Annotated in this window: 25 protein-coding genes; 14 read left to right on the forward strand and 11 right to left on the reverse strand. The window is 60.8% G+C overall.

The window, feature by feature from the left end; translation table 11 throughout:
- Positions 1–153: 153 nt before the first annotated feature.
- The 7 genes from glpK (at position 154) to map (ending at position 6,630) form a co-directional block, all read left to right on the forward strand.
- Positions 154–1,647: a glycerol kinase GlpK gene (gene glpK / locus V8P77_RS01805; RefSeq protein ID WP_335910375.1), complete on the forward strand. Its 1,494-nt coding sequence runs from the start codon at positions 154–156 to the stop codon at positions 1,645–1,647.
- Between the two features lie 106 nt (positions 1,648–1,753).
- Positions 1,754–2,128 carry a YciI family protein gene (locus V8P77_RS01810; protein WP_003541922.1) on the forward strand — a complete coding sequence of 125 codons (375 nt, stop codon included), beginning with the start codon at positions 1,754–1,756 and terminating at the stop codon, positions 2,126–2,128.
- Positions 2,125–3,384 (forward strand): RNA polymerase sigma factor, encoded by a 1,260-nt coding sequence (locus V8P77_RS01815; protein WP_335910376.1) that lies wholly within the window; start codon positions 2,125–2,127, stop codon positions 3,382–3,384. Before V8P77_RS01810 ends, V8P77_RS01815 begins: the two co-directional genes overlap by 4 nt.
- Before the next feature lie 100 nt (positions 3,385–3,484).
- Positions 3,485–3,952, forward strand: a complete 468-nt coding sequence (locus tag V8P77_RS01820) for an SRPBCC family protein (RefSeq protein WP_335910377.1) — start codon at positions 3,485–3,487, stop codon at positions 3,950–3,952.
- 163 nt (positions 3,953–4,115) lie between these two features.
- Positions 4,116–4,406 carry a GIY-YIG nuclease family protein gene (locus V8P77_RS01825; RefSeq protein ID WP_064247886.1) on the forward strand — a complete coding sequence of 97 codons (291 nt, stop codon included), beginning with the start codon at positions 4,116–4,118 and terminating at the stop codon, positions 4,404–4,406.
- Positions 4,407–4,768: 362 nt separating this feature from the next.
- Positions 4,769–5,830 (forward strand): LLM class flavin-dependent oxidoreductase, encoded by a 1,062-nt coding sequence (locus V8P77_RS01830; RefSeq protein ID WP_335910378.1) that lies wholly within the window; start codon positions 4,769–4,771, stop codon positions 5,828–5,830.
- Positions 5,831–5,871: 41 nt separating this feature from the next.
- Positions 5,872–6,630, forward strand: coding sequence for a type I methionyl aminopeptidase (gene map, locus V8P77_RS01835; RefSeq protein WP_020051178.1), 759 nt, complete (start codon positions 5,872–5,874; stop codon positions 6,628–6,630).
- Positions 6,631–6,897: 267 nt separating this feature from the next.
- On the opposite strand, the gene V8P77_RS01840 is transcribed toward map, so the two are convergent.
- On the reverse strand, positions 6,898–7,473 hold the full coding sequence (locus V8P77_RS01840) for a PadR family transcriptional regulator (protein WP_335910379.1): 576 nt from the start codon (positions 7,471–7,473) through the stop codon (positions 6,898–6,900).
- Between the two features lie 166 nt (positions 7,474–7,639).
- Here V8P77_RS01840 and V8P77_RS01845 point away from each other — a divergent pair, with 166 nt between their 5' ends.
- Positions 7,640–8,824 (forward strand): YbfB/YjiJ family MFS transporter, encoded by a 1,185-nt coding sequence (locus V8P77_RS01845; RefSeq protein WP_335910380.1) that lies wholly within the window; start codon positions 7,640–7,642, stop codon positions 8,822–8,824.
- Positions 8,825–8,949: 125 nt separating this feature from the next.
- On the forward strand, positions 8,950–10,218 hold the full coding sequence (gene sbmA / locus V8P77_RS01850) for a peptide antibiotic transporter SbmA (RefSeq protein ID WP_335910381.1): 1,269 nt from the start codon (positions 8,950–8,952) through the stop codon (positions 10,216–10,218).
- Positions 10,219–10,315: 97 nt separating this feature from the next.
- Here the strand turns inward: sbmA and V8P77_RS01855 are convergent, their stop codons facing one another.
- Complete coding sequence (locus tag V8P77_RS01855; RefSeq protein ID WP_335910382.1) at positions 10,316–11,302, reverse strand: polysaccharide deacetylase family protein; 987 nt, start codon at positions 11,300–11,302, stop codon at positions 10,316–10,318.
- A gap of 166 nt (positions 11,303–11,468) precedes the next feature.
- Here V8P77_RS01855 and V8P77_RS01860 point away from each other — a divergent pair, with 166 nt between their 5' ends.
- The 3 genes from V8P77_RS01860 (at position 11,469) to der (ending at position 14,383) form a co-directional block, all read left to right on the forward strand.
- Positions 11,469–12,053, forward strand: coding sequence for an NnrU family protein (locus V8P77_RS01860; protein ID WP_335910383.1), 585 nt, complete (start codon positions 11,469–11,471; stop codon positions 12,051–12,053).
- Positions 12,054–12,259: 206 nt separating this feature from the next.
- On the forward strand, positions 12,260–12,943 hold the full coding sequence (locus V8P77_RS01865) for a tetratricopeptide repeat protein (protein WP_335910385.1): 684 nt from the start codon (positions 12,260–12,262) through the stop codon (positions 12,941–12,943).
- Between the two features lie 18 nt (positions 12,944–12,961).
- Positions 12,962–14,383: a ribosome biogenesis GTPase Der gene (gene der / locus V8P77_RS01870; protein ID WP_168270630.1), complete on the forward strand. Its 1,422-nt coding sequence runs from the start codon at positions 12,962–12,964 to the stop codon at positions 14,381–14,383.
- A gap of 211 nt (positions 14,384–14,594) precedes the next feature.
- Here the strand turns inward: der and V8P77_RS01875 are convergent, their stop codons facing one another.
- The gene (locus V8P77_RS01875) at positions 14,595–15,032 is read right to left on the reverse strand and encodes a MarR family winged helix-turn-helix transcriptional regulator (RefSeq protein ID WP_335910386.1); all 438 of its coding nucleotides are present in this window, start codon (positions 15,030–15,032) and stop codon (positions 14,595–14,597) included.
- A gap of 160 nt (positions 15,033–15,192) precedes the next feature.
- Between V8P77_RS01875 and V8P77_RS01880 the strand changes: the two genes are divergently transcribed.
- Positions 15,193–16,206 carry an alpha/beta hydrolase gene (locus tag V8P77_RS01880; RefSeq protein WP_335910387.1) on the forward strand — a complete coding sequence of 338 codons (1,014 nt, stop codon included), beginning with the start codon at positions 15,193–15,195 and terminating at the stop codon, positions 16,204–16,206.
- Between the two features lie 6 nt (positions 16,207–16,212).
- Here V8P77_RS01880 and V8P77_RS01885 read toward each other — a convergent pair whose 3' ends face one another.
- Both V8P77_RS01885 and V8P77_RS01890 read right to left on the reverse strand, forming a co-directional pair.
- A complete protein-coding gene (locus tag V8P77_RS01885; RefSeq protein ID WP_025395522.1) occupies positions 16,213–17,394 on the reverse strand; it encodes a glycosyltransferase family 4 protein in 1,182 nt (393 codons plus the stop codon).
- A gap of 244 nt (positions 17,395–17,638) precedes the next feature.
- Positions 17,639–18,679, reverse strand: a complete 1,041-nt coding sequence (locus tag V8P77_RS01890; protein WP_222022361.1) for a glutamine synthetase beta-grasp domain-containing protein — start codon at positions 18,677–18,679, stop codon at positions 17,639–17,641.
- A gap of 432 nt (positions 18,680–19,111) precedes the next feature.
- Here V8P77_RS01890 and gstI point away from each other — a divergent pair, with 432 nt between their 5' ends.
- The gene (gene gstI / locus V8P77_RS01895) at positions 19,112–19,303 is read left to right on the forward strand and encodes a glutamine synthetase translation inhibitor GstI (protein ID WP_335910388.1); all 192 of its coding nucleotides are present in this window, start codon (positions 19,112–19,114) and stop codon (positions 19,301–19,303) included.
- 235 nt (positions 19,304–19,538) lie between these two features.
- Here the strand turns inward: gstI and V8P77_RS01900 are convergent, their stop codons facing one another.
- From V8P77_RS01900 to V8P77_RS01925, 6 genes are all read right to left on the reverse strand, one after another.
- Positions 19,539–20,459 (reverse strand): sugar kinase, encoded by a 921-nt coding sequence (locus V8P77_RS01900; protein ID WP_335910389.1) that lies wholly within the window; start codon positions 20,457–20,459, stop codon positions 19,539–19,541.
- A 232-nt stretch (positions 20,460–20,691) separates the two neighbouring features.
- Positions 20,692–21,678, reverse strand: a complete 987-nt coding sequence (locus tag V8P77_RS01905; RefSeq protein ID WP_335910390.1) for an ABC transporter ATP-binding protein — start codon at positions 21,676–21,678, stop codon at positions 20,692–20,694.
- Positions 21,671–22,678 (reverse strand): ABC transporter ATP-binding protein, encoded by a 1,008-nt coding sequence (locus tag V8P77_RS01910; protein ID WP_335910391.1) that lies wholly within the window; start codon positions 22,676–22,678, stop codon positions 21,671–21,673. Before V8P77_RS01910 ends, V8P77_RS01905 begins: the two co-directional genes overlap by 8 nt.
- Before the next feature lie 2 nt (positions 22,679–22,680).
- Positions 22,681–23,598 (reverse strand): ABC transporter permease, encoded by a 918-nt coding sequence (locus tag V8P77_RS01915; RefSeq protein WP_018495229.1) that lies wholly within the window; start codon positions 23,596–23,598, stop codon positions 22,681–22,683.
- The gene (locus tag V8P77_RS01920; protein ID WP_222338577.1) at positions 23,595–24,518 is read right to left on the reverse strand and encodes an ABC transporter permease subunit; all 924 of its coding nucleotides are present in this window, start codon (positions 24,516–24,518) and stop codon (positions 23,595–23,597) included. The genes V8P77_RS01915 and V8P77_RS01920 overlap by 4 nt, the downstream gene beginning before the upstream one ends.
- Positions 24,519–24,566: 48 nt before the next feature.
- Positions 24,567–26,147, reverse strand: a complete 1,581-nt coding sequence (locus V8P77_RS01925) for a peptide ABC transporter substrate-binding protein (RefSeq protein ID WP_335910392.1) — start codon at positions 26,145–26,147, stop codon at positions 24,567–24,569.
- Between the last annotated feature and the right edge of the window lie 154 nt (positions 26,148–26,301).

The following is a 26,301-nucleotide window of genomic DNA, read 5'->3' on the forward strand; positions in this document are numbered from 1 at the left end:
TTCTCCCTGAAATCGCGATGCTGCGTTGCAGCGTTGGCTGCGAGGTTATGCCCAAAGCCGGCAGGCTGGCAATTCCGCTTTATTCGCTTTTCTCGCCTGCATCCGTGTCCTATTGATTTGTCACGATAATCGAGATGTTAAGGGAGGGATTTCATGAGCGGATATGTCCTGGCGATCGATCAGGGAACGACGTCGACGCGGGCGATCGTCTTCGATGGCGACATGCATGTCGCCGGCAAGGGCCAGAAGGAATTCACCCAGATCTATCCGCGCTCCGGCTGGGTCGAGCACGATCCCGAGGAGATCTGGGATTCGGTCGTCTCCACCGTCCACATGGCGTTGCGCGATGCCGGGATCGAGGCTAGCGATCTTGCGGCGCTCGGCATCACCAACCAGCGCGAAACCGTCGTCGTCTGGGAGCGCGAAACGGGCCGGCCGATCCAGAATGCCATCGTCTGGCAGGACAGGCGTACGGCAAGCTATTGCGACAATCTGAAACGGCAGGATCTCGAGCGGCTGTTCACGAAGAAGACCGGGCTGATCCTCGATCCCTATTTTTCCGGTACCAAGCTCTCCTGGATGCTGGCTAACGTGAAGGGCGCGCGGGCGCGCGCTGCCAGGGGCGATCTCTGCTTCGGCACGATCGACACCTTCCTGATCTGGCGGCTGACGGGGGGCAAGAGCTTCGTCACCGATGCCACCAACGCCTCGCGCACGCTGATGTACAACATTGCCGAAAACGCGTGGGACGAGGATCTGCTCGATATTCTGAGGATCCCCGCCGCCATGCTGCCGGAGGTCAAGGATTGCGCCGCCGATTTCGGCACGGTCGATCCTGATATTTTCGGTGCTGCGATCCCGATCCTCGGCGTGGCCGGCGACCAGCAGGCAGCGACCATCGGCCAGGCGTGTTTTGCGCCGGGCATGATGAAATCAACCTACGGCACCGGCTGTTTCGCGCTGCTCAATACCGGCGCCGATATGGTGCGTTCCAAAAATCGGCTGCTGACGACTATTGCCTATCGCCTGAATGGCGAGACGACCTATGCGTTGGAGGGGTCGATCTTCATCGCGGGCGCCGCCGTGCAATGGCTGCGGGACGGGCTCGGCATCATCGGCAGCGCCGCCGAGACCAATGCCCTTGCTGAAAGGGCCGATCCGACCCAGGAGGTCTATCTCGTGCCCGCCTTCACCGGTCTCGGCGCACCACATTGGGATGCCAAGGCGCGCGGCGCGATCTTCGGGCTGACGCGCAACAGCGGGCCGGCGGAACTCTCCCGGGCGGCATTGGAAGCCGTCTGCTACCAGACCCGCGATCTGCTCGACGCCATGCAGAAGGACTGGAAGAACGGCGCCGAGGACACGGTGCTGCGCGTCGACGGCGGCATGGTCGCCTCTAACTGGACGATGCAGCGCCTTGCCGACCTGCTCGATGCCCCGGTCGACCGCCCGGTCATTCTCGAGACGACGGCGCTGGGAGCCGCCTGGCTCGCCGGCAGCCGGGCAGGGGTGTGGCCGGACCGGGACGGTTTTTCCGCGACCTGGAAACGCGATCGGCGGTTTGAGCCGGAGATGGACGAGAAGGTGCGGGCGGCAAAGCTCAAGGGTTGGAAGAATGCGGTTAGGCGGACGCTGAGCGAGGGGTGATAGAGAGCCTGTTCGTTCATGCAAAGGCGATTGCCCATTCATAATTTTTGATGCGGCCTGTCGGCTAAGCGGTTACTCCTTCGTCATTTGGAAAGAGGAGTGAGCGATGCTTTATGCAATCCTTTGTTACGCCCATGAGGAAACCGTCTTCGCCTGGAGCAAGGAGGAAGAAGCTGCCGTCATGGAGAAACTCTACGCCGTGCAGGAGCCACTTGCCGCATCCGGCAAACTCGGCCCTGTCGGCCGGCTGATGCCGACGACGGCTGCGACCACGGTGCGCAAGGGCAGGGACGAGCCCTTGGTCATCGATGGGCCTTTTGCGGAAACGAAAGAGGCGCTTCTCGGCTTCTATGTGGTCGACTTCGAAACGCTCGACGAGGCAATCGCTTTCTCGAAGCAGCTTTCATCCGTCAATCCAGGTTCCACCTCTTACGAAATTCGGCCTTTCTACGTCTTTAGGCCCGGAGATGCTTCATCATGACAGACATTGCCTGGATCGACCTCGCGCTTGCATCGGCCCGCCCGAAGGCGCTTGGCGCGCTGCTGCGCTATTTCCGCAATCTCGATACCGCGGAAGAGGCGTTTCAGGAAGCGTGTCTGAGGGCGATCCGGACATGGCCGGAGAAAGGGCCGCCGCGTGATCCGACAGCCTGGCTCATCTTCGTCGGCCGCAACAGCGGCATCGACGCGGTGCGCAAGCGGGCGAAGATCCAGGCTCTGCCGGATGAAGACGTCATTTCCGATACCGAGGATGCCGAAAGCGATATCGCCGAGCGGCTGGACGAGTCCCATTATCGCGACGATATCCTGCGGCTGCTGTTCATCTGCTGCCATCCCGATCTGCCGGCAACCCAGCAGATCGCGCTGGCGCTGCGCATCGTCTCCGGCCTTTCGGTGTCGCAGATCGCGCGTGCCTTCCTGGTGTCCGAAAGCGCCATGGAACAGCGCATCACCCGGGCCAAGGCGCGCGTCGCCAAGGCTGGGGTGCCTTTCGAAACGCCGAGCCCGCAGGAAAGAGCGGAGCGGCTCTCGATCGTCAGCACGATGATTTACCTGATCTTCAACGAGGGCTACAGCCAGGCCGATCCCAGGCATGAGGCGGCCGCCTTCAGCGACGAGGCGATCCGGCTGGCGCGATTGATGCTGCATATCTTCCCATCCGAACCGGAGCTGATGGGGCTGCTTGCGCTCATGCTCCTGCAGATCTCGCGCCGGCCGGCGCGCTTCAGCGCCGAGGACGAGATCGTGCTGCTCGAAGATCAGGACCGGTCGCTCTGGAACCAACCGCTCATCAATGAGGCCTTGGCGCTGCTCGACAAGGCGCTGCGCCATCGTCAGCCCGCTCCCTATCAGATTCAGGCAGCGATTGCCGCCATTCACTCCCGCGCAAAACGCGCCGAGGATACCGATTGGGCAGAGATCGATCTGCTCTATCGCGCGCTGGAGCGTCTCCAGCCGTCGCCTGTCATAACGCTGAACCGGGCCGTCGTCGTCTCCAAGCTCCACGGTGCGCAGGATGCGCTCGACCTCATCGATCCGCTTGGCGAAAAACTCGGCGGTTATTTCTACTATCACGGCCTACGGGGCGGACTGCTAAAGCAACTTGGTCTGACCGGGCAGGCGCGCGAGGCCTTCGACCGCGCCATTGCGCTTGCGCATTCGGCGGCTGAGGCAGCCCATATCCGCCGGCAGATCGACAAGATGCAGGAAGAGACCACCCAGCCGATCGCAAAATAAAATGCGAAAAAGCCGGCGCGTTGTCGGAACGGCGAACTCTGACACGTCCTTGTAACAACCTGACAGGAAACAGGTTTCATTCAAATGGAGAAATGTCGAAATGACCGCCAACACGCAACATGAACTCGTCCTCGTTCGCGAATTCGACGCGCCGCGCGAGAAGATCTACAAGGCATGGACCGATCCTGATCTGCTGAAGCAGTGGTTCGTGCCGCGCCCGTGGGGTGTGACGGAAGTAACGCTCGACGTCCGCGCCGGCGGTTCCAGCACCGTCGTGATGCAGGATCCCGAGGGCAATCAATACCCGAACCACGGCGTCTATCTCGAGGTCGTCGAGAACGAGAAGATCGTCTTCACCGATGCCTATACCAGCGCCTGGATGCCTTCCGAGAAACCTTTCTTCACGGGCGTGATCCTGCTCGAAGATCTCGGCAACGGTCGCACGAAATATACGGCCAAGGCGCTCCACTGGCGCGCCGAGGACAAGGAAGCGCATGAGAAGATGGGTTTCCACGAAGGATGGGGCAAGGCTGCGGACCAACTGGCGGAGTTGCTGGCGAAGATGTGAGCGGTAACGGAGCCGCCCTGCGCGGCCCTTTTCGTCATCTGCCGTGTGAAGTCATTCGAGAGATGAGTCCGCTCGCCCCTTGAAGTGCTTGATCCGGAATCGAAATTGGTGATCGGCAGTCTCTCCAGGTGCCTATTGGCACGACGTGTGCCAATCTTCCGCCATGAAGGGCTACGTCTATATCCTCGCGTCGAAACGCAACGGCACGCTCTATACCGGCGTGACGCGCGACCTGGCCGGGCGTCTGCACGAACACCAGAATGAGCTGACACCGGGCTTTACGTCGAGATACGGCGTCAAGACATTGGTCTGGTTCGAGGAGCATGATCTGCTGACCACTGCGATCACGCGTGAGAAGACGATCAAGAAGTGGCCGCGGCAATGGAAGCTCAATCTGATCGAGCGGGAGAATCCTGAATGGGAGGATATTTCGTTTCATCTGTTGGGCTTGTGAAGAGTCTCTGGTCGCGCGGACGCGCGACTGCTGGATTCCTGTGACAGGCACAGGAATGAGGGAGCAAGAGGTGCGCATCCTGCCACTCATATCCCTTATCATTCAAAGCCTTATTACCAGATGTTAGATTGGGGAAGCAGTTGTTGTTGAACTCCACGAATGCCAAGAACTCCCTCATTCCTGTGCCTGTCACAGGAATCCAGCAGCGCCGTGTCCACGGCGCAAAGACTCTTTGCCATCCTATTGATGCCTGAAACATCACGCCACCCATCGATTTTCTCGAACATTCCGTTCCAGAATTTGTATTTGCGCTCCATCCTCGGCATCCTTATCTCAGCCGAGAATTCAACAGGATGCCGATGATGGAACTGGGGCTTTACACATTCGCCGACGTCAATCCCAACCCCTCCCGCAGCAAGGGCGCGGAAGCGGCCGAGCGGCTGAACCATCTTATCGAGGAAATCGAGCTTGCCGATCAGGTTGGGCTCGACGTCTTCGGCCTTGGCGAGCATCACCGGCCGGATTATGCGGCGTCTGCTCCGGCGGTCGTGCTGGCGGCGGCTGCCGTCAAGACCAGGAATATCCGGCTGACCAGTGCGGTCACCGTGCTCTCCTCCGATGATCCGGTACGTGTCTTCCAGCAGTTTTCGACGCTCGATCTGATCTCCAGCGGTAGGGCCGAAATCATGGCGGGGCGTGGCTCCTTCATCGAGTCCTTCCCGCTGTTCGGCTATAATCTCGAAGACTACGACCAGCTTTTCGAGGAGAAGCTCGATCTGCTGCTGGCGCTGCGCGACAGCGAGGTTGTGGAGTGGAAGGGCGAGCTTCGCGCGCCGCTCAATGGGCGCGGCGTCTATCCCAGGCCGCTGCAGAATACGTTGCCGCTCTGGGTCGCGGTCGGCGGTACGCCGCAGTCGGTAGCGCGCGCCGGCGCGCTGGGCCTGGCGGTGGCGCTGGCGATCATCGGCGGCGAGCCTCGCCGTTTTGCGCCGCTCTTCGATCTCTACCGCGAGGCCGCGCGCCGGGCGGGGCAGGATCAGTCAAAGTTGAAGACCAGCATCAACGTCCACGGCTTCATCGCCGACACGACGGCGGCAGCCGCCGACCAATTCTACGGGCCGCAGGCGGAGGTGATGAACCGCATCGGCCGCGAGCGCGGCTGGGGGCCGACCAACCGCGCGCATTTCGACATGTCGCGCGGGCCTGATGGAGCGCTCTTCGTCGGTGATCCCGAAGTGGTCGCCGAAAAGATCATCGCCCATCATGGGCTCTTCAAGAACGACCGCTTCCTGCTGCAGATGGCGATCGGCCTGATGCCGCATGCCGACATCATGCGCGGCATCGAGCTTTACGGCACGAAAGTCGCGCCGATCGTCAGAAAGGCGTTGACTGGCAGCGCCGAAGGGGCGAAAGCCACGGCTTGAAAGGCGGCCACGGCCGTCCTGCGCAAGACCGGAAAAGACGAATGGTTATTGCAAACGACGACGAGCTGGTAAAGCTCAAGGAGATCGGCCGCATCTGCGCAAACGCCATTCAGGTGATGGCGGCGGCGATGGAGCCCGGCATGACGACGCTGGAGCTCGACCAGATCGGCCGCAAGGTGCTCGAGGATTCGGGCGCGCGTTCGGCGCCGGAGTTCTGCTACCAGTTTCCGGGCGCCACCTGCATCAGTATCAACGAGGAAATCGCCCACGGTATTCCCGGCCCGCGCGTCATCCGCGCCGGCGATCTCATCAATATCGACGTCTCGGCGGAAAAGGATGGCTTCTTCGCCGATACCGGCGCCTCCTTCACGATGCCGCCGGTCAAGCCGAAGATCGAGCGGCTCTGCCGCGACGGCAAGCGGGCGCTCTGGGTCGGGCTCAATCAGGTGAAATCGGGCGAGCCGCTCGCCAAGATCGGCACCGCCGTCGGCGCCTTTGCGCAGAAGAACCGTTATACGCTGGTCGCCAATCTGGCGAGCCACGGCGTTGGCCGCTCGCTGCATGAGGAGCCGGCCGAGCTCTCGACCTGGCCGGACCCTTCGGAAAAACGGATGATGACCGAAGGTCTCGTCTTCACCGTCGAGCCGTTTCTCTCGCTCGGCGCGACATGGGCCGAAGGCGGCGACGATGCCTGGACGCTCTATGCCGATCCGAAGGCGCCGACCGTGCAATACGAACACACGGTGGTCGCGACGCGCAACGGGCCGGTGATTTTGACCTTGCCGGACGAGCGGGCGTAGGCTGGGACCGGTGTTTATTCCGGCTGGGTGAGAGCACCCGCCTCGCCCTTCGAGGCCCCTGCGGAGCACCTCAGGGTGAGGCTCTCTTGGAGACTTCACGCGTTGGCAGCAGAAGCCGTGCATTCTCCACACCTTTGCGGCATCCTCAAACGCACCTCACCCTGAGGTGCGAAGCCCGCAGGGCATAGCCTCGAAGGGTCCTGCCGCAACGCCGCTTCTTGCCTGCCTCCTGGCACGAACCCTCGCCCCACCATTCGACTCTCGTCCTCAGCCCCGCGTTCCCGGCCTGCCGCCTTGCAGGATTTCGGTGGCGGCGCGTTCGAGGATGCCGGCGATGCGGGCGGCTTCGGGTTTCGACCAGGGATAGCGCATCCTGAGCGCCGAGCGCAGCAGCATGCGGGCGGCGCGGATATCGCCGCCGTCCTGCATGAAGTCGCCGTCATCGCCATCGTCGGCGCCGTGACGGTCGGTTTCGAAGACACGCTTCACATAGGCCATCTTCTCCCCGATGCGTTCGAGCTTGGCGAGCGTGTGCAGGATCATGTCGCGGTTTTCCTCGACGCGGCGGCGGCCTGCCTCGGTGATGCGATAGAGCTTCTTGGCGCCGTCGGCCTCGACCTCGGCAAGGCCGGTTTCCTCGAGATAAGTGAGCGCGGGATAGATGACGCCGGGGCTGGGCACATAGAAGCCGCCGGAACGCTCCTCCAGCAACTTTATCAATTCATAGCCGTGGCGCGGTTGCTCAGCGAGCAGCGCCAGGATGACCAGTTGCAGATCGCCTGCCGCGAATTTGCGGCCCATGCGGAAAGCGTCGCCGAACATGCCGCCTTTAAAACCTCTCATGACTCGTCCTTTCATCGTTAGATGTATCGTTTACTATGTCGTAAAACATATATCGTAAGATATCTCCTTTCAAGTGCAGCCAAGAATTTCTGATGTTTCGGGAAATTGATCGATCGATCAGAATTAGTCATTTGTGACGCCGGTGCTGCGGCGCGATAAGCGCTGCATGCTTTCCCGCAACACTCACTCCCGGCCGAATCTTGTCTCCACCGCCGCTGCCGGCGCCGTTGCGATGGCTGCTGCAATGGGCTTCGGACGCTTCTCCTACACGCCGATCCTGCCCGGGATGATCAGCGGTGTGCCGCTTTCGGCGGCAGATGCCGGCTTCATCGCATCGGCGAATTTTGTCGGTTATCTCGTCGGCGCCGTGCTGGCCGCCTATGGCTGGGCGGCGGGGCGGGAGCGGCTGGTGGCGCTGCTGTCGCTGCTTGCAACTGCCATCCTGCTTGCCGCCATGGCTACCACCGATTCCGTCCCCGTCTTTGCCATCATTCGCTTCCTGGCTGGCGTCGCCAGTGCCTTTGCGATGGTCTTCACCTCGTCGATCGTGCTTAGCCACGGGGCCGCTGCCGGAAACGATCATGTGCAGGCGGCGCATTTCGGCGGGCCGGGCGCTGGCATCGCCCTGTCCTCGGTCATGGTGTTTCTGATCGGCCTCGGCTTTCACGATGGGCCGGGCGGCTGGCGGGCGGACTGGATCGGCGGGGCGCTTTATTGCGCGGCAAGCCTCGTCGTCGTTTTCCTGCTGCTGCCATCGGCGCCGGCGCAATCGGCGCAGGCCGGCAAGGAGCCGGTGCTCGCCTGGAACCGGCCGATGGTGCTGCTGACGCTGTCCTATGGCCTGTTCGGCTTCGGCTATGTCATCACCGCGACCTTCCTCGTCACTATCGCGCGCCTTTCTGCGACCGGACCCGTCGTCGAATTCCTCTGCTGGTTCATCGCCGGACTGACGGCAACGGTAGCGCTGTTTGCCTGGAAGCCGCTGGTCAAGCCGCTCGGGCTTGGCGGCGTCTATGTCGCAGCCCTTCTGGTCGAGGCCGCGGGCGTACTTGCAACCGTGGCACTGCCGCCTTCTGTCGCGCCGCTGATCGGCGGTGCGCTGTTCGGGGCAACGTTCCTGGCGATTACTGCTTTTGGGCTGCAGATCGGCCGCAAGCTTTCGCCCGAGAGCCCGCGGCGGATCCTGGCGATGATGACGGCCGCCTTCGGCGTCGGCCAGATCGTCGGGCCTGTTGTCGCCGGCTGGATCGCCGAGCGCACGGGCAGCTTCACCGTGCCCACGATGATCGCGGCCGCGGCCTTGATCGTCTGCGCGGCGCTGGTGATGCCGGTGATCAAGAAAATCGCCTAACCGGTTACATCTCCGTAACAATTGGCTGAACCCATTGCTGCTTCCTTCGAACTGCCTTAGTTTCCGGCACAATCAGTGTTCGACGACACTCCCGAGACTCACAGTTCAGGAAAGCAAAACCTCCCGTGTTTCATTCGTTTTTTCCGCAGCCAAAGCTGTTCTTTACGTCGCTCGCAATCTGGACTCTGGCTGCGATTTTTGGCTGGTATTTCTTTGCCGCTGGTCTTGGTGCTTCTCTCGGTTTCACACCGGTCGCTGAGGATCAGCAGCCGATCGATCTCTCGTTCTTCCTGCTGCCTGAAAACGTTTGGTTCTACAGCTATTTCTTTCTGTCGGCGGTGATCTTCTGCGGCGCCTGGCATCTGAAGGCACTGCACCATCCCTGGAAGCTATGGTCGGTCTGGGGTTCTGCCCTGATAATCTTCGTGACCTATTTTGGCGTCCAGATCAGTGTGGTCATCAACAACTGGCGCCGGCCGTTCGGCGATCTTCTGCAAAATGCGCTGGCGAAGAAGCCGGGTATTGGCGTCGAGAACTTCTACGATCTATTTCTTATTTTCGCGCAGATCGCCTTCCTCAGTATGTTCGTCTCGATCCTGACCGACTTTTTTACTAGCCACTATATCTTCCGCTGGCGGACCGCGATGAACAATTTCTATATGGCGAATTGGGAAAAGCTTCGTCATATTGAAGGTGCATCCCAGCGTGTGCAGGAAGATACGATGCGCTTTTCCAGCACGCTGGAAGGTCTCGGCATCAACCTGATCAATTCAGTCATGACGCTGGTCGTCTTCCTGCCGATCATGCTAGCGCTGTCGCACTACGTGACGACGCTGCCGGTGCTTGGCGAAGTGCCGAACTCTCTCTTCTGGCTGGCTATCTTCTGGTCGGCCTTCGGCACAGTTCTACTCGCTTTCGCGGGTATCAAATTACCTGGGCTGAATTTCAAGAACCAGCGCGTGGAGGCGGCCTACCGCAAGGAACTAGTCTATGGTGAGGATCATCCCGACCGAGCGCAGCCGCCTACGGTTCGGGAACTGTTTTCAAGGGTGAGAACGAATTATTTCACGCTCTACTTCCACTATGTTTATTTCAATATTGCTCGCTCGTTTTATCTGCAGGCGGACAATCTTTTCGTCTACTTCTTTATGGCACCTACCCTCGTCGCCGGCGCCATCACCTACGGCATCTTCCAGCAGATACTGACCGCATTCGGCCAAGTCAGCAATTCCTTCCAGTATCTTGTTAATTCCTGGACGACGATCATCGAGCTGCTGTCGATCCACAAGCGCCTCAAGGCCTTCGAGGCGGCCATAGATGATGAACCGCTGCCGGAGATTGACCAGCGTTATCTAGAGCGGGAAGCAGCAGGTATCGCGCATGCTGATGGTTGATGGGTGGGCTTGTCCGCGATCGAAACGTCGGCGTGTGCGGCCCCTATCTCATCCAATAAGACCTACAGACACCTTGCGGTTTTGGTCGCAGCCGTCATCAAAGACCTGACGTCTGCAGTTTCCCGCGCGCCTCGATCATCGGGATCGCTTCCGAATAGCTGACGCAGGCCACATCCGTTCGGTGGCAGACGTCGCTGACCAGTCGGTCGAGGGCGCGCCAGTAGGCGCCGCCGTTCATTTCGACGAAGTGGAAGCCGAGCTGCAGCGGGATACGGACGCCGGCATATTGCTTGTCGAAAGCCTCCTTGAAGGCAGCATAGGCGCGATCCTCGAATTCCGCGGAATCGGCCGTATCCTCCTCACCCTTGGAATGGCGGACGAAGAGATTGTAGTCCATGCCGATAATCGGCTTGTCGTTCGGGCCTTCGGGGATCAGCGGCAGGCCGAAGCGGATGATGCCGTCTTCCTCGACAGGCATGGCAGGCCCTTTGGTGACGAGGCTCGCGTCATAGGTGAAGCCCGCCTTCTTTTCGGCGGTGATCATGTCGGCGCCCGCAGTTGCCGAGAGATAGGGGGCGCGAAAGCCCTTGATGCCGTGCTCGACCAGATCCTGCCAGCCGGCCGGCTCCTGGAGACGGACGCTTTTCCAGGCATTCTCAAGCGTCGCGTGGAAGGTGGCGTACTCGGCCGACCAATCGGCCTCGCTCCAGAGGCGGCCGTCGAAATGGCCACAGGCATGGCTCGATATGTCGTGGCCTTCGAGATGGGCGTGCCAGATATTGCCGAGGCGCTCGCGGATCTCGTCGTCGCTCTGGGCGAAGCCGACATTGGATTTTCCGCGTTTCTGGTGCGGCGCCTGATAGGCCTTTTTCGCCGCCTCGTTCATGAGGAAAGTGCAGGAGAGAAAATAGGTGAAGTGGGCGCCGTTTTTCGCGGCCATCTCGCGGCTCTTCAGCCAGAGCGCGTTGTTGTGGGCGCCGTCGAAGGAAATGATGACGAGCTGTTTCGGCCGGTCGGCCGCCTCGGCGATTGCCGGAACCAGGAGCGAAACAGAAAGGCAGGCGGAGAGGAGGGAACGAGACATGGGCACCGCGACAATTTGTTCGCGGTTTCCCTCCGATAGAATTGCGGCGAAGCTGCGGTCTCGCTGGCATTTTTTCACGCCAGCCGTTAGAGCCTTTCCTTGTCAGATTGAATCATTCTGACCACGAAGGCTCTACCCATGACGAACGGCACGGAAGGGATCCGCAATGACATTGCTTATCATCGGCATCATACTTTTCCTCGGGGTGCATCTGGTGCGGGTGGTATCTCCCGGCTTTCGCCGTTCGATGATCGCAAGCTTCGGAGAGAAGGGCTGGCGAGCGGCCTATTCGATTGCCAGTATCGCCACGCTGATCCTTTTGATCTACGGCTTTGGACAGGCGCGGCAGGTGACCGGCGTGCTTTACAATCCACCGGTCTGGATGGCGCATATATCAATCACGCTGATGCTGATCGCGATGATCTGTCTCGTCGCCTCGCTGCTGCCGGCGGGGCATATCGCGACCAAGACCAAACATCCGATGGTACTGTCGGTTAAGATCTGGGCGCTGGCGCACCTGCTCGCCAATGGCGAGACGTCGTCGGTTCTGCTGTTTGCCGCCTTTCTCGCCTGGGGCGTTGTCCTGCGCATTTCCTTGAAACGGCGGCAGCGGGCGGGCGAGATCACGCTCCGACCGTTCGTCTCGGCCAAATACGACCTCTATGCCATCATCATCGGCATCGTCGTCTGGGCGCTGATCACCTGGAAGCTGCACGAATGGTTGATCGGGGTTTCGCCACTCGTCATGTGACCGACGCATAACCCCAAAAATCGATTCCGATTTTTGGAAAGGATTATGCGCGGATTCAAAGTGTTAGAGCGTCCTTAGCGCGTCCTTTTAGACGCGCCGCGCTCTAATCTTTCACATCCCCCTTACAACGGCGGCAAAATGGAGTAGAAGGCCCGACAATATGCGTTTTGCATGGCGTATGGGTATTTCCGCGGCCGGAGACGAGAATGGCATTCAACGACGACAGCTTCATCCGTGAAGTCAATGAGGAATTGCGGTCTGACCAGATGAAGGGCGTCTGGCGCCGGTTCGGCCGCTATATCGTCGTCGTCGCCATCCTGATCGTCGTCGGCACCGCCGGCAAAGTTCTCTACGACTATTGGGACGACAATCGTTCCTCCGGCACCGGCGACCAGTTCCTGGCGGCGATGAAGCTTGCCGACGAGAACAAGAACGACGAGGCGCTGGCCGCGCTCGACAAACTCGAGAAGGAAGGCCACGGCGCCTACCCCGTGCTGGCGCGCATGCGGGCCGCAACCGTTCAGGTGCAGAAGGGCGATACCGCCGCGGCAATCGCCGCCTTCAACGAGATCGGCAAGGACAATGCCGTTCCGGCTGCCGTGCGCGATGCCGCCAAGATGCGCGCCGGTTGGTTGCTCATCGAGAACGGCACTTACGAACAGGTTTCGGCGGCGATCGAGGCAATGGCCGTTCCGGGCAACGCCTTCCGCCATTCGGCGCGCGAGGCACTCGGCCTTGCCGCTTATAAAGCCGGCAACATGGCGCAGGCGCGGCAGTGGTTCCAGTCGATCGTCGATGATACTGACAGCCCGCGCAATGTTGCCAATCGCGCCCATATGATGCTTGATCTGATTACCGCATCCGGCAAGGCGCCCGCCGCTCAGGGCTGATCGCGTTAAGGACAAGATATGAGTTTCACGGTCGCGATCGTCGGTCGTCCGAATGTCGGCAAGTCGACACTTTTCAACCGGCTGGTAGGCAAGAAGCTGGCGCTTGTCGATGACACGCCGGGTGTTACCCGCGACCGCCGGCCGGGCGATGCGCGGCTGATGGGCCTGACCTTCACGATCATCGACACGGCTGGTCTGGAAGAGGCCGACGCGGAAAGCCTGCAGGGCCGGATGCGGGCGCAGACCGAAGCGGCGATCGACGAGGCGGATCTTTCGCTTTTCGTCGTCGACGCCAAGAGCGGATTGACGCCCGTCGATACCGACCTTGCCGAAATGCTGCGCCGGCGCGGCAAGCCGGTGGTGCTTGTCGCCAACAAATCCGAAGCGCGCGGCTCCGACAGCGGCTTCTATGACGCTTATACGCTCGGCCTCGGCGAGCCGACGCCGATTTCGGCAGAACACGGGCAGGGCATGCTCGACCTGCGCGATGCGATCGTCGCGGCGATCGGCGAGGACCGTGCCTATCCCGAGAAAGAGGATGTGGCGGTTACCGACGTCGACATTCCGCAATCATCAGACGAGGGCGACGAGGACGAAGAGCCGACCTATGACGATACGAAGCCGTTGCGCGTGGCAATCGTCGGGAGGCCGAATGCCGGCAAGTCGACGCTGATCAACCGCTTCCTCGGCGAGGACCGGCTGCTGACGGGACCGGAAGCGGGCATCACTCGCGATTCCATCTCGGTCGAATGGGACTGGCGCGGCCGCACCATCAAGATGTTCGACACGGCCGGCATGCGCCGCAAGGCGCGGGTGATCGAGAAGCTGGAGAAGCTTTCGGTCGCCGACGCATTGCGCGCCATCCGCTTCGCCGAAACCGTCGTCATCGTCTTCGATGCGACGATCCCCTTCGAGAAGCAGGACCTGCAGATCGTCGACCTGGTGTTGCGCGAGGGGCGTGCCGCCGTGCTCGCCTTCAACAAGTGGGACATGATCGAGGACCGGCAGGCTGTGCTTGCGGATCTGCGCGAAAAGACCGACCGGCTGCTGCCGCAGGCGCGCGGCATTCGCGCCGTGCCGATCTCCGGCCAGACCGGCTGGGGGCTCGACAAGCTGATGCAGTCGATCATCGATACCGACAAGGTCTGGAACAAACGCATCTCGACGGCGCGGCTCAACCGCTGGCTGGAGACACAGCAGATCCAACATCCGCCACCGGCCGTTTCCGGCCGCCGCATCAAGCTGAAATACATGACACAGGTCAAGGCCCGCCCGCCGGCTTTCATGATTTCCTGCACGCGGTCGGACGCGCTACCGGAATCCTATACACGCTATCTGATCAACGGCTTGCGCGCCGATTTCGACATGCCAAGCGTGCCGATCCGAATTCACTTCCGTTCGCCGGACAATCCGTTCGAAGGCAAGAAGAGGCGGACGTAGGGTTCAGGGGCCTCGTAGTGGGAGCACCCCCCTCGGCCCTGCCGGGCATCTCCGCACCTGTGGGGAGATCGGATGGGCGTTAAGGCTTCCCAAAACAACTACACTTGGCCATTAGAATATCGACAGAGAGGGACGAAGCGTTTGCCTCCTGCTGATCCCGGCAGGGCAGAGGGGGTACCACAAGCACTGTGATACCCAGTCCGGTTAGCAGCTAAACCACGCTTTTGTTCAGCGCCTCACGCAGCGCCACGATCTCGGCCTGGAGGCGGGTGAGGTCGACTGCGTCGCGGCCACTGGCGGCGGCGATGCAGCCGGGGATGCCGATCGCCTTTTCCTTGAGGCGCTTGCCTTCGTCCGTCAGCCGAAGCACCACGACACGTTCGTCGTCCTTGCTGCGTTCGCGGCTGACATAACCGGCGGTTTCCAGGCGTTTGAGCAAGGGGGTCAGCGTGCTCGATTCCAGGAAGAGTTTTTCGCCGAGGCCGCCGACGGTCTGGCCGTCCCGCTCCCACAGCGCGACCATGGCGAGATATTGCGGATAGGTGAGGCCGAGCGTGTCGAGAAGCGGCTTGTAGACGCGATTTAGCGCGTGGCTTGCCGTATAGACGGCGAAGCAGATGAAATTGTCGAGCTTCAGCTGATCCTGCATGGGCTATCTCCAGAACTGAGGGAACCTATATCGTGCGATAAATAATCGGAAGCGACTTTTATGCATAACAGGCATGCGAAGATTTAAATTGCCCAATAAACAATCGTGCGCGATATAAATCCTGTGTTCAGGACGAACATCAAACACAGAGGATAAGACAATGTCGACCATCAAGACCACCGTTTCCGCAGCAGCACTGCTAGCAGCCTCCGCCGTCGGCGCGCTTGCCGATCCGGTACTCGAACCGACAACGCAGAAATTCATCGACGGGCTTGCCGGCGGCAAGCCGATCTACACGCTGTCGCCGGCCGATGCCCGCAATGTCCTGGCCGGCGCGCAGAAGGGCGATGTGAAGAAGCTTGCCGCCCAGGAAGAGGACAGGGTCATCAAGGCCGGTCCGACAGGCAGCATCAAGCTGCGCATCGTCCGCCCGGAACATGCCAAGGGCGCGCTGCCGGTCATTCTCTATTTCCATGGCGGCGGCTGGGTGCTGGGCGATGCCGATACGCATGACCGGCTGATGCGCGAGATCGCCAACGGCGCCGATGCCGCCGTCGTCTTCGTTGACTACGAGCGCTCGCCGGAAGCCCGCTATCCCGTTGCCATCGAGCAGGCCTATGCTGCGACCAAATATGTCGCCGAACATGCCAAGGAGTTCAAGGTCGATGCCTCCAGGCTGGCGGTCGCAGGCGATAGCGTCGGCGGCAACATGGCGGCGGTGGTGACGTTGCTTGCCAAGGAGCGTGGCGGTCCTGCCATCGACCAGCAGGTGCTGTTCTACCCCGTCACCGACGCCAATTTCGACAATGGTTCCTACAATGAGTTCGCTGATGGCCCGTGGTTGACGAAGGAAGCGATGAAGTGGTTCTGGAACGCCTATCTGCCCGATGAAGCCAAGCGCAAGGAGCCGACGGCCTCACCGCTGCAGGCGTCGCTGGAGCAGTTGAACGGGTTGCCACCGGCGCTCGTCATCGTCGACGAGAACGATGTGCTGCGCGACGAGGGCGAAGCCTATGCCCGCAAGCTCAGCCAGGCCGGTGTCCGCGTCACGTCGATGCGCTATAACGGCACGATCCACGATTTCGTGCTGCTGAACGCCATTGCCGAAACGCCTGCCGCGCGCAGCGCGATTGCGGTCGCGAACGACACGCTTCGCAGCGCGCTTCACAAGTAAAACCAATCAGTCTGCGGACGGGAGAGGCCCGGCGGTTTCGCCGGGCTTTCGGCCTCTCGGCAGCGACTTGGCATACTGCCAGGCCTTCTTCCATTTCGGCGTGATGACGCCATTGGCGGCGCGGATATTGTTGATGAACTGCAACGTCGCCGCTTCCCAGGAATATTGCATGGCAAGGTCGCGGGCCTTGTTGCGCGAGGCGGCGAGAGCCGCAATGCAGGCGGCCTGAAGGTCGTGATCGAGTGCGCCGATCTCGCTGTCCTCGCCGATGATGTCGAGCGGACCGGTGACGGGATAGGCGGCGACCGGCACGCCCGAGGCCAGCGCTTCGAGGATAGTGTTGCCGAAGGTGTCGGTCAGCGACGGGAAGACGAAGACGTCGGCCTGGGCGTAGGTCTTTGCCAGTTCCTCGCCAAACTTCACGCCGGTGAAGTGTACCTCGGGATAGCGCTGCTCCAGTTCAGCGCGCGCCGGGCCGTCGCCGACGACCACCTTAGAGCCCGGCAGATCGAGATCGAGAAAGGCCGGCAGGTTCTTTTCCAGCGCCACGCGACCGACCGTCATGAAGATCGGGCGAGGGAGGCCGAATGGCTCATCTTCAAGCGGCATGGGGTGGAACTGCGTGGCATCAATGCCACGAGTCCAGGGCATCAGGTTCTTGATGCCGCGCGCCGATAGCTCGCGGGCAAGGCTCGGTGTCGCGACCATGCAGCCGGCGCCGCCATTGTGGAACCAGCGCACGAAGGCGTAGAGCCAGCTCTGCGGGATCGGCAAGCGGGCGGAAACATACTCCGGAAAGCGCGTGTGATAGCTGGTCGAGAAGGGCATGCGCTTGCGCAGGCACCAACGGCGGGCGGTGAGCCCTAGCGGGCCTTCGGTGGCGATATGCACGTAGGACGGATTATGCTTTTCGATCTCGCGGGCGACGCTGCGGTAACTGGCGAGCGACAGGCGGATCTCGGGATAGGTCGGGCAGGGAATGCTGTTGAAGCGCTCCGGCGTCACCATCGAGACTTCGACGCCCATCTTCGCCAGTTCGCGATTGGTGTTCTCGATCGAACGGACGACGCCATTGACTTGCGGATGCCAGGCATCGGTGACGATGACGAGCCGCTCCGGCAGGTTTCCGGCGGCTGCGGCATTGGCCCAGCTCTCGCCGCTATAGGTGTTTGCCGGACGTTGCAGCATCTCACGATTTCCATCTGCGTCGCAATGATCTGGCAACGCCTAACCCCTCAGCGGGGTTCCGGAACGGCGATTCCCGCTTCTCTATTTTGAGGCATGACCATGATGGAAATATTACAGCCCGTTCGCAATGTTTGCAGGGCTTTCGCCAACTCGATCGCCTTGATTATGTCAGTGGCGGGCGGCGGTTTTCATGTGGGGAAAAGAAGGTCACGGCGCCGGTCGTGGACCGGCGCCGTTCGGGAGGTCAGGCGGCAGCAGAAGCCGAGCTTGCAGTCGGAACTTCCGAGATCGTCTTCAGAACCTGCGAAGCGATCTGGTAGGGGCAGCCCTGCGAGTTCGGACGGCGATCTTCCAGATAGCCCTTGTAGTCGTTCTTGATGAAGGAGTGCGGCACGCGGATCGAAGCACCACGGTCGGCAACGCCGTAGGAGAACTTGTTCCACGGAGCAGTCTCGTGCTTGCCGGTCAGGCGCTTGTCGTTATCGGGGCCATAGACCGCGATGTGGTCCATCAGGTTCTTGTCGAACTGCGCCATCAGCGCTTCGAAATATTCCTTGCCGCCGACTTCGCGCATGTACTTGGTCGAGAAGTTGCAATGCATGCCCGAGCCGTTCCAGTCGGTGTCGCCGAGCGGCTTGCAGTGATACTCGATGTCGATGCCGTATTTTTCGGTCAGACGCTGCAAGAGGTAGCGTGCCATCCAGATCTGGTCGGCGGCCTTCTTGGAGCCCTTTCCGAAAATCTGGAATTCCCATTGGCCCTTGGCCACTTCGGCATTGATGCCTTCGTGATTGATGCCGGCAGCAAGGCAAAGGTCGAGATGTTCTTCGACGATTTCGCGGGCAACGTCGCCGACGTTCGAATAGCCGACGCCGGTGTAATAAGGACCCTGCGGAGCCGGGTAGCCCTGCTCAGGGAAGCCGAGCGGACGGCCGTTCTGGTAGAAGAAGTATTCCTGCTCGAAGCCGAACCAGGCATCTTCGTCGTCGAGGATGGTCGCGCGGGCATTCGATGCGTGCGGCGTGACGCCATCCGGCATCATGACTTCGCACATGACGAGAGCGCCGTTGGTACGGGCCGGGTCGGGATAGATGGCGACCGGCTTCAGCACGCAATCGGAGCTGCGGCCTTCAGCCTGCTGCGTCGAGGAGCCGTCAAAGCCCCAGAGCGGAAGCTGTTCCAGCGTCGGGAATACGTCGAATTCCTTGATCTGCGTCTTGCCACGCAGGTTCGGTACCGGAGTGTACCCATCGAGCCAAATATACTCGAGCTTATATTTTGTCATCGTGACTCTCTCAATGCTACGAAGGTGAGCAAATCCGGAGGTGATCTCGGCGCGCAAGCGCATCCGACCGCCAGGGATGACGCTTTAAAAGCACGTAGCGTGCCAGTTTTGGCGCGACGCGAAAGAAAAATCGCGAATCAGCGGGCCGGCCGATTTTTTCCCTTTTGGAAAATCAGGCTGTTTTTAACGTTGATAGACAGTATCGGCCATGAAAACGCACTTTTCCCGTCTGGAACTGGATGAAAATTGCGGCGTTAGGCTGAAATGATGAAGTGTTAAACAAATTATCGGAAGCTTTTAGTCGAGACAGCATGCCGACCGATTACAATTGCAACATTGCCCTTATTTTATGCAATTTGCATAAACTATGTGCATTGTGCTATGTAGATGGTCCTGAAATGTTGATGCGCCGAACTGAATGGAGGCGATCTCATGCCCACCGGTTTCCATCGTGAATCCGCAACGATCTACCAGTTTCCCGTTAAGGCGATACGAAACGCCAACCGGTTCGAACGCGCCAGGTTGATGGAGCGCGAGGCCGCAGACGTCTGCGATGCTGCGCTCGACAGCTGCTGGTACCATGACGAGGCGGTTCGCGACGCCGATCGGCCGGCGAAGTCCTGATTTCCCCTAGATCAGGATGATTTTAGGCCCGATCGGCCTGAAATCTCAATCCGGAAATCAAAGAAATAGAGCATGATGTCGTCCGAGAACCGTGCACACTTTTCGGCATCATGCTCTAGCAGCGGGCAAACGATGCCGACAAAGCGGGGAGCGCTCGCATATGGCGCTCATACTGCGTCAGCATGTGCGGCCTAAAAGCATGTTTCGCTAAGCGAATCTGAAAGATCGCGCCGCTTTAGCCGCCATCCAATCCAAGCTTTTCCCTTACGACCAATGCGCCATGTTCGCTGACGACGCGGGCAGCGACCTTTGCTGCGAAGCGGGCGGCGGCAGGTGCATCGCCGGCTTCAAGATATCGTGCGAGAAAAGCGCCGTTGAAGCTGTCGCCGGCGCTGGTCGTGTCGACCACCTTCTCCACCTTTTCAGCCGGAACGAAGGTTTGCTCGCCGGCAAAATTCAGCGTGACACCGTCCGCGCCGTTCTTGACGACGATATGGACGGCGCCCAGTGCGCGGTAGCGGTGGATCGTCGCCTCGATGGAATCGTCGCCGAAATGGGCGGCCTCGTCATCGAAGCTCGGCATGACGAGCACGGAGGAGCGGGCGCCTTCGCTGATCGTCGTGTGCATGACGTCGTAGCTCGACCAGAGCCGCGGGCGGATGTTCGGATCGAAGACGACGAGCTTGCCGGCGGCCTTGGCGCGGCGGACTTCGGCGAGCAGCGTCTCGGCATCCTCATGCGGCAGGATGGCAAGCGTGATGCCGGAGAAATAGACGACTTCAGCGCTCTCCACCGCCTCGCGCAGGCGGTCGGGATCGGCTGCCAGGCTGCGGGCGGCGGCGCTGTCGCGCCAGTAGCTGAAGGAGCGCTCGCCGTCCTTCAGGTTGATCATGTAGAGGCCGGGCGTCCTGCCCCTGATGCGGCGGATGAGGCTGGTGCCGATGCCCGCCTTGTTGATGAAGGCGACCATTTCGTCCGACATGGCGTCGTCGCCGAGCGCAGTGAAATAATCGACCGACCAGTCGGGGCCAAGGCAGGCGCGGGCATACCAGGCGGTGTTGAAGGTATCGCCGGCAAAGCCCTTGCGCAGCATTCCGTCGCCTGCCTGGGAGAGTTCAACCATGCATTCACCGATCGATAGAAACCGTCCGCTCACCTCGTCCTCCCGGCATTAGAGCGCCGCGCGTCCAACGGACGCGCTAAGGACGCTCTATCACATTGAATAGGCGCATAATCCTTTCCGAAAATCGATTCCGATTTTCAGGGTTATGCGCGGGTCTTCATCCGCTGATACGCGGAGAGTATGAAGGTGGCAAGCGCCTATATTCGGGAATGGAAGCCCGCCTTCGCGAGCGGGGCAAAGGCCGCTGGTGCGGCCTTCGTTCCTTTCAAGGCCTATCCATGTGATAACAGGCGGCCGTCTGGCCGGGGCGGACCTGCTCGGTCGGCGGCATTTCGGTGCGACAGATGTCGGTCGCCTTCCAGCAGCGCGGCGAGAAGACGCAGCCCTTCGGCGGGTTGAGCGGCGACGGCGGGTCACCCTGCAGGCGGATGCGGGTGCGCAGGCGCGCAAGTTTCGGATCCGGGATCGGCGCGGCGGAAAAGAGTGCCTGCGTATAGGGATGGGCGGGATGATCGAAGACGGTGGCGCAGTCGCCGGCTTCCACGACCCTGCCGAGATAGAGCACCAGCACATCGTCGGAGATCAGGCGCACGACGGAGAGGTCGTGGCTGATGAAGATCAGCGTCAGGCCGAATTCCTTGCGCAGCTTGCGCAGAAGCGTGATGACCTGGCCCTGGATCGAGACGTCGAGGGCCGAAACCGGCTCGTCGCAAATGATGAGCTTCGGTTTGGTGACCACCGCGCGGGCAATGCCGATGCGCTGCGCCTGGCCGCCGGAGAATTCATGCGGATAGCGGTTGATCATCTCCGGCACCAGGCCGACGGCAGTCATGATCTCGCGGACGCGTTCGGTGCGCTCGGCCCTTGATAGCTTCGGCTCGAAGACGGTGAGCGGCTCGGCGATGATGTCGCCGACTGTCATGCGCGGGTCGAGCGAGGCGATCGGATCCTGAAAGATGATCTGCATGTCGCGGCGGGCGGCGCGCATTTCCTCATCCGTGAGGTCGAGCAGGTTGCGGCCCTGCCAGAGGATGCGGCCTTTCTGCGATTTTAACAGTCGCAGGATGGAGCGGCCGAGCGTCGACTTGCCGCAGCCAGATTCGCCGACAATGCCGAGTGTGCGGCCTTCGCCGAGGTCGAAGCTGACATTGTTGACGGCGGTGAGAAAAATCGGCGGCTTGAAGAGGCCTTTCGCCGGCAATTCGAACTGGGTCGTCAGGTTCTCGACCCTCAGAAGCGATCGTTCAGCCATGGTTCAGCAGCTCCTCACGACGCGGGAAGGGGTGGTAGCAGGCGGCGCAGTGATGCGGCGCCAGCGTTTCGAGCAATGGCGGACGGTCGATGCAATCGTCCTGGACTTGCGAACAGCGCGGCGAAAAATTGCAGCCCTTCGGCAGGTGCTGCAGGTTCGGCGGGCGGCCTGGGATGACGACGAGGTCGTCGACATCCTGGTCCGGGCGCGGGATCGAGGCATGCAGCGCCGCCGTATAGGGATGCGCCGGATTGTCGAAGAGCTCATCGACCGGCGCCTCCTCGACGATGCGGCCGGCATACATGACGGCGACGCGGTCGGCGAGGCCGGCAACGACCCCGAGATCGTGGGTGATCATGATCAGCGCGGTGTTCATCTCCGCCGTCAGATCGTTGAAGAGATCGAGGATCTGCGCCTGGATGGTGACGTCGAGCGCGGTCGTCGGCTCGTCGGCGATCAACAGTTTCGGCCGGGTGAGCAGCGCCATGGCGATGACGATGCGCTGGCGCATGCCGCCGGAGAGTTCGTGCGGATAGAGATGAAAGCGCCGTGTCGGGTCGGGGATGCCGACGCGTTTCAGCATGTCGAGGGCAGCAGTGGATGCGGCGCGCGCCGTCAGCCCGCCGTGCACCTCGAGCTGTTCCGTCAGCTGCCGGGAAATCTTCAGCGATGGATTGAGGGCGGTCATCGGATCCTGGAAGACCATGGCCATGTCCTTGCCGCGGATCTGGTCGAGTTCGCGCGGTTTCAGCGCCAGCACGTCCTTGCCTTCGAGCAGCGCCTGCCCCGTCGGCTTGCCGTTCTTGGCGAGCAGCCCCATGATGCCGAGGAAGGTCTGGCTCTTGCCGGAGCCGGACTCGCCGACGATGGCGATGCGTTCGCCGCGCTTGACCGTCAGATTCATGTTGGAGACGGCCTTGACGTCTCCATCCGGTGTTTTGAAGGTGATCGAATAATCTTTGAGTTCGAGAAGCGTGTCTTTTTGCGTTTCTTGGGGCATCTTTAGCGATCCTTCGGGTCGAACGCGTCGCGCAGGCCGTCGCCGATGAAGAGCAGGCTGAGCAGCAGCGCCACGAGGAAGCTTGCCGGGAAGACCAGCAGCCACGGCATGCTTTCCATGGCATCGGTTCCTTCGGCGATCAGCGTGCCGAGCGAGGTCAGCGGTTCCTGCACGCCGAAGCCGAGATAGGAAAGGAAGCTTTCGGTGGCGATGATTTCAGGCACCGTCAACGCTGCGAAGATGACCACCGGGCCGACGAGGTTCGGGATGATGTGCTTGATGATGATCTTGAACGGCCGCTGCCCGGATGCGCGGGCCGCTTCGATGAATTCGCGATGCTTGATCGACAGCGTCTGGCCACGCACGATGCGGGCCATGGTCAGCCATTCCAGCGCGCCAATGGCGGCAAACAGCAGATAGACGTTGCGGCCGAAGATCACCATCAGCAGGATGACGAAGAGGATATAGGGAAGCGCGTACATGATATCGACGAAGCGCATCATGATCGCATCCAGCCTGCCGCCGATATAGCCCGATACCGCGCCGTAGAGCACGCCGATGAAGACGGAGACGACGGTCGCCGTCAGCGCCACGGCAAGCGAGACGCGGGTGCCATAGAGGACGCGGGCGAGAAGGTCACGGCCATTCGGGTCGGTACCGAAATAGTGGCCGGTTTCGATCGAGGGCGGTATGCGGAAGGCCGCCCAATCCGGATCCTCGTAGTTGAAGGGAATGAACCAGGGGCCGAGGAAGGCAGCGAGGATCAGCACCGTCAGGACGACGATCGACAGGACGGCCGCCTTGTTGCGCCCGAGGCGGCGCAAGGCATCCTTGGTGAGCGAGCGGCTTTCGGGCGCAAGGCCCTCCGCCTCCAGAAGTTCCTGGGCGAGCAGCTCACGTTTTGCGGGGTTGAGGATCATCGGTTTCTCACTTTCGGATCGAGCCACGCATAGGCGATATCGACGAGAAGATTCAGGAACACGATGAGCACCATGTAGAAGATGACCGTGCCGAGAACCATGCCGTAATCGCGGTTCAGCGCTGCGTTGACGAAATAGCGGCCGATGCCGGGCAATCCGAAGATGCTTTCGACAACCAGCGAGCCGGTGAGAAGGTAACTTGCTGCTGGACCCAGATAGGAGACGACAGGCATCAGCGCAGGCTTCAGCGCGTGGCGCATGACCGTCAGGCGGGGGCCGATGCCTTTGGCCTTGGCGGTGCGAATGAAATTCTGGTTCATCACCTCGATCATCGAGCCGCGGGTGATGCGCGAGATGCGACCGGCATGCGGCAGGGCGAGCACGACGATCGGCAGGATGAGGTATTTGATCGAGCCATCACCCCAGCCGCCGACCGGAAACCATGCGAGATGGATGCCGAAGACGAGCTGCAGGATGGGTGCAATCAGGAAGTTCGGTAGCACGACGCCGATCAGGATGAGCGCGCCCAGAATATAATCCGGCGCCTTGTTCTGGTAGAGCGCCCCAAGACAGCCGACGGCCACGCCGACAATGATGGCAATCAGGAAGGCAGCCGTACCGATGGTGAAGGTGTAGGGCAGACCGATCATGATCTGCTGGGCGACGGTGAAATCTTCGCTGGCGAAGGAGGGGCCGAGATCGCCCCGGAGCAGGTCACCGACATAGATCAGGTACTGCTGGATGAGCGGCTTGTCGAGATTGTAGTGGGCGGCAAGGTTCTTCAGGATCACCGGCGGCAATGGCCTTTCGCCATCGAAAGGGCCGCCGGGGGCAAGGCGCAAAACAAAAAAGCAGGCTGTGACGGCGATCCACAAAACGGGGATCGTCGATAGCAGGCGACGGAGGGCGTATTTGATCATGATCGTGGGCCGGTCCTTCCCGCAGTGCGCGGGAAGGACCGTTTTCCCTTACTCTTTCATCGACAGCCAGCGGGTGCGGTGGATGTCCTGGATATTGTCGACGAAGCCGTCGATCTTCGGCGAGACGACATTCTTCGAGACGTAGTAATAGATCGGCAGGGCGGCGGATTCATCCAGCGCCAGCTGTTCGGCCTTCTTGAAGATCGCGGCACGTTTGGCGAGATCCGTCTCGGCGTTGCCTTCCTTGATCATCTTGTCGTACTCGGGATTGGACCAGCGGCCGTAGTTCATCTGCACGCCCGTCACCAGAAGGTTCAGGAAGTTGTCCGGATCGTTGTAGTCGGCAAGCCATCCGGCGCGGCCGATTTCGACCTGGCCACGCTGCATCTGGTCGTAATGCACCTTGGTTTCGGCATTGACGAGCTCGACATTGACGCCGAGTGGCTTCCACATGGAAGCGATGGCGACGGCGATGCGCTTGTGATTGTCGTTGGTGTTGTAGCTGAGCACGGCGTGCAGCGGCTTGTCCGGGCCGAAACCGGCTTCGGTCAGAAGCTTCTTGGCTTCGGCGACCTTCTCGCTATAGGGCAGGTCCTTCCAGCTGACATAGGCCGGCTCGCCGTAATTTGCCGTGCCCGGCGGCACCCAGGAATATGCCGGCAGTTCGCCGGTGCCGAGGATCTGCGGGCCGATCACTTCACGGTTGATCGCCATGGAGAGAGCCTGGCGGACGCGCTTGTCGCTGAAGGGCGGCTTCTGCGAGTTGACGACGTAATAGTAGAGGCCGGAGAAGGGGGCGACATGCGCCTGGCCCGGCAGGTTCTTCTTCATCCACTCGTACTGGTCGGTCGGGAAGTCGGTGAGGATGTCGAACTCGCCGGCACGGTATCGTTTCAGCGCGGCTTCCTGATCCTCGAGCACGAAGAACTTCGCGCCATCGATCTTCAGGTCCTTGGTGTCGTACCATTGGTCGTTCTTGACCGTCGTTACATGCGAGCCCGGAACCCATTCGACCGGCTTGTAGGGGCCGTTGGTGACGATGTTGCCGATCTTGACCCAATCCTGACCCTTCGCCTCGACGACATGCTTCGGCAGCGGATAGGCGGTGTAATGCATCAAAGCATTGATGAAATAGGGAGTGGAGTTTTCAAGTGTGATCTCCAGCGTCTTGTCGTCGATCGCCTTGACGCCGAGCTGGTTGAGATCGGTGATCTCACCCTTGTTGATCTTTTCCGCATTCTTGATGGTGAATTGCAGATAGGCATAATCGGCGGCGTTCTTCGGGTCGACGAGGCGCTGGAAGGCGAAGACGAAGTCTCCTGCCGTTACCGGCTGGCCATCGGACCACTTGATGCCGTCGCGAAGCTTGAAGGTGTAGACCTTGCCATCAGGCGAAATCGTCCAGCTTTCAGCCTGGCCGGGGATCGGATTATCCTTGGCGTCCTCGGTGACGAGGCCTTCGAAAATGTCGCCGGCGATACGGTTCTCCCAGTCGCCGGAGAGCTTTTGCGGATCGAGCGACTGCGGGTCGCCACCATTGTGAATGTTGAGCGTGGCCGCATGGGCCGAAAACGCCAGCAATGTGCCAAGCATTGCAGAGGCGAGAAATTTTTTCGCGAAATGGTTCATGGTGGGTCCACCTTTCTAGGCTTTTCGCCTTTATTAGACATTTGTTCCCGGTGTTTGACCTCTTACGTGCAGGTCAGCGCGCACATTATCGCAAAGGCTTTGCGTTGCAACCCCAAATCCGGAGGGTGGAACCGGGTTGTGGACAAGCCTATAT

Source organism: Rhizobium aouanii, assembly GCF_037002925.1.
GTDB lineage: Bacteria > Pseudomonadota > Alphaproteobacteria > Rhizobiales > Rhizobiaceae > Rhizobium > Rhizobium aouanii.